The 2,384-nt window shown below is 73.8% G+C and carries 2 protein-coding genes and 1 pseudogene; 2 read left to right on the top strand and 1 reads right to left on the bottom strand.

The window, feature by feature from the left end:
* The first annotated feature begins 85 nt into the window (after window positions 1-85).
* Together ACWCSD_RS51635 and ACWCSD_RS51630 are read left to right on the top strand one after the other, a co-directional pair.
* A complete protein-coding gene (locus ACWCSD_RS51635; RefSeq protein WP_449927073.1) occupies window positions 86-1,285 on the top strand; it encodes an MFS transporter in 1,200 nt (399 codons plus the stop codon).
* 41 nt (window positions 1,286-1,326) lie between these two features.
* Window positions 1,327-1,749, top strand: a complete 423-nt coding sequence (locus tag ACWCSD_RS51630) for a GlcG/HbpS family heme-binding protein (RefSeq protein ID WP_387680466.1) — start codon at window positions 1,327-1,329, stop codon at window positions 1,747-1,749.
* 23 nt (window positions 1,750-1,772) lie between these two features.
* On the opposite strand, the pseudogene ACWCSD_RS51625 reads toward ACWCSD_RS51630, so the two are convergent.
* Window positions 1,773-2,384, bottom strand: a pseudogene (locus ACWCSD_RS51625) (NAD-dependent epimerase); the annotation flags it as partial.

The raw sequence follows: 2,384 nt of genomic DNA, 5'->3' as shown, positions 1-2,384 counted from the left end.
CTACGCCACCCACGCGGGGCTGTCCGGCGTGCAACTATTGTCGAAGCCTGCAAGAAGCAGTAGCAATAGTAAGAAGGGTCGCGCGATGCCTCTCGCACTCCTCGCCCTGGCCATCGGGGCCTTCGGGATCGGCACCACCGAGTTCGTGATCATGGGCCTGCTGCCCGAGATCGCCGGCGACTACGGTGTCTCCATCCCCACCGCCGGCCTGCTGGTCACCGGCTACGCGATCGGCGTGGTCATCGGCGCGCCGCTGATGACGGTGCTCGGCACCAGGATCAGCCGCAAGACGATGCTGCTCGTGCTGATGGGCCTGTTCGTGATCGGCAACCTGCTGTCCGCGCTGGCGCCCGGGTTCGGCGTGATGCTCGGCGGCCGGATCGTGGCCTCGATGGCCCACGGCGCGTTCTTCGGCATCGGCTCGGTGGCCGCCGCCGGCCTGGTCGCCCCGCACAAGAAGGCCGGCGCCATCGCCACCATGTTCACCGGCCTGACCGTCGCGAACGTCGTGGGCGTGCCGCTGGGCACCTTCATCGGGCAGGCGGTGGGCTGGCGCACCACCTTCGCGATCGTCGCGGGGCTGGGCCTGGTCGGCCTGCTCGGCATCGCCGTGCTCGTGCCCGCCATGCCCCGGCCAGAAGGCACCCGCCTGCGCCCGGAGCTGACGGCGTTCCGCAACCCGCAGGTGCTGCTCGCGATGGCGATGACCGTGCTCGGCTTCGGCGGCGTCTTCGCCGCGATCACCTACGTCGCGCCGATGATGACGCAGGTGGCCGGCTACTCCGCCGACGCGGTCACCTGGCTGCTCGTGCTGTTCGGCGCCGGCATGTTCCTCGGCAACCTGCTCGGCGGCCGGTTCGCCGACCGCGCCCTGATGCCGCTGCTCTACACCACCCTCGGCGGCCTCGCGGTCGTGCTGGCGCTGTTCACCCTGACCGCGCACGACAAGGTCGCCGCCGCGGCGAGCATCTTCCTGGTCGGGGCGCTGGGCTTCGCCACCGTGCCGCCGCTGCAGAAGCGCGTCCTCGACCAGGCGCACGGCGCGCCGACGCTGGCCTCCGCGGTCAACATCGGCGCGTTCAACCTCGGCAACGCGCTCGCGGCCTGGCTGGGCGGCCTCGTCATCGCCGCGGGCCTGGGCTACACCGCGCCGAACTGGGTCGGCGCCCTGCTCGCCGCCGCGGCCCTCGCCCTGGCGTTCTGGTCCGCCGCCCTGGAACGCCGTGCGCCCGCGCGTGAACCGGCCGGCGCCGCCGTCCCGGTTCCCGCCCTCGTCCGCGACTGAACGTCCTGGCCGCGCGTCCGTCCCACCCTAGGAGAATCATCATGAACGCCACCACCCTCACCCCGCTGACCACCGCCGACGCCGAGGCCCTGATCTCGGCCGCCCGCGCCGCCGCCGAGACGGCCGGGGTCGCGGTCAGCGTCACCGTCCTCGACGCCGGCGGTCATCTGCTGGCCTTCCGCCGCGACGACCGCGCCGTGCTGATCTCCGGCGAGACCAGCACCCGCAAGGCCTACACCGCCCTCCAGCTGAACGCCCCGACCGCCGACCTGGTCGACCTCGTCAAGCCCGACGGCCCCTTCCACTCCCTGCCGACCGCGCTCGACCGGCCGCTGCTGTTCATCGGCGGCGGCCTGCCGATCCACCGCGACGGCCGCCTGATCGGCGCGATCGGCCTCGGCGGCGGCGCCCCCGAGCAGGACCACGGCTTCGCCACCGCCGCGCTGGAGGAACTCCCCCGCTGACCCCGCGGTTCGCGGGGCCCAGGTCAGCGCGCGGTCCGCACGCTCCTCGCCGCGGCGGCCATCTCCGTCAGGACGTCGTCCACCGGTGTCGCCACGACGCCGAGGATCTCGACCGTCGAGGACGCGTCGAGCACGTTGGGCCGGTCGTACAGGTACAGCATCTCGGGGAACTCGGCCATGATCGAGTCGGTGCGCCCGATCTCCGCCAGCTCGCGCAGGGACATGCGCCCCAGCCGCGGCGCGGGCGCCTGGGCGGCTCCGGCCAGGCGCCGGGCGAGCCCGCGCACCGAAAGCTCGCTGGTGGAGGGCACGTGCCAGGCCCGTCCCCAGGACGCCTCGTTCCCCGCGGCGGCGACGAGCGTGCGGGCCGTGTCGACGGTGTAGGACCAGCTGTGCGGCGCGTCCAGATCACCGGGATAGGAGACCGGCGCGCCGGCCAGCACCTGCGCCCCGACCATGAGCGTGAACGGCGAGTACGCGCCGGCGCCGAGGAAGTCGGCGGCCCTGACCTCGGTCACCCGCACCCGGCCCGCCTGGTGGGCGGCCAGGGCGTCCTGCCACATCCGCGCCCGGACCTGCCCCTTGCGGCTGGTCGGCGCCATCGGCGCCCCGTCGGCGACGGGCCCCTCGACCGG

The sequence above is a fragment of the Nonomuraea sp. NPDC001684 genome (assembly GCF_053596515.1).
The sequence above is the reverse complement of the archived record's forward strand: the minus strand, read 5'-3'. Positions and strand labels throughout refer to the sequence as shown.